The following is a 1,143-nucleotide window of genomic DNA, read 5'->3' as shown; positions in this document are numbered from 1 at the left end:
GCCGCAGCCTGTCCCCGACTTCCCCAAGGCCGGCCCGTTCGCCGATCTGGCGCCGCCGGCCGAGGTCACTGTCAGCAGACAGGTGCTGGCCGAGCCGACACCCGATATCGTCGAGCGCACCTGGGCGGCCCTTGCCGACGGCACGCCGCTGGTCACCGGATTGAAGAAAGGCAAGGGCACGCTGGTGCTGTTCCACGTCACCCCTGAAGCAACCTGGTCGAACCTGCCGATCTCCGGCAGCTTCGTCGAGATGCTGCGCCGCATCGTGCAGCTGTCGCGCAACCAGGGCGCGGCCATCGCCAATGCCGAAGCCGCCGCGGCGTCGCTGGCGCCCTATCGCATGATTGCAGCCGACGGCTCGCTGGTGCCGCCGACACCGGATGCACGGCCGCTTGTACCGGGCGCCGGCGCGCTGCCGGTGACTTTTGAAAACCCGCCCGGCCTCTATGGTTCCGAGACGGGTGTGTTTGCCCATAATCTGCTTGAAGCCGACAGCACGCTGGCCCCGCTGGCGCGCCCGCAAATCACTGTTCCCGTCACCTCGATCCAGTATGCCTTTGACGAATCGCGCAATTTGAAGGGCGCGCTGGTCGCGGCCGCCCTGGTGCTGATGCTGCTCGATACGCTGGCGGTATTCTGGATGGGCGGCCTGTTCTCACGCCGACCGCGCCGCGCCGGTGCCATGGCAACCACCGCCGCGGTCCTGATTGCGCTGGGTAGCTTGTTCGGTCATGCCGACCTTGCCCGCGCCGACGACGCCAAGCCGGGTGACGAAATTGCCATCGAGGCGATTTCGAAGACCCGCATCGCCTATGTGCTGACCGGTGTGCCGGGCGACGATTCGATCAGCCGTGCCGGGCTCGAGGGCCTGACCCGCTTCCTGGTCGAAAAGACGGCCCTTGAACCGGGCGCACCAGCCGGTGTCGACATTTCGAAGGACGAGCTGTCGTTCTATCCTTTGATCTACTGGCCGATCGATCCGGCCGCCCCGATGCCGAGCCAGGCCGCCATCGCCCGCATCGACGCCTATATGCAGCAGGGCGGCACGGTGCTGTTCGACACCCGCGACCAGTTCGCCAACGGCATCGGCGCCGATTCGACCAGCCCGGCGACGGAGCGGCTGCGCGACATCCTCGGCAACCT

At 67.1% G+C, this 1,143-nt stretch carries 1 protein-coding gene; it reads left to right on the top strand.

The window, feature by feature from the left end; translation table 11 throughout:
• The coding region (locus EN994_RS32435) for a DUF4159 domain-containing protein (protein ID WP_127308200.1) at positions 1–1,143 on the top strand (1,143 nt) is incomplete at both ends.

Source organism: Mesorhizobium sp. M7A.F.Ca.CA.002.09.1.1 (genome assembly GCF_003998555.1).
GTDB classification, from domain to species: domain Bacteria; phylum Pseudomonadota; class Alphaproteobacteria; order Rhizobiales; family Rhizobiaceae; genus Mesorhizobium; species Mesorhizobium ciceri.
This window is presented reverse-complemented; position numbering and strand designations above follow the sequence as displayed.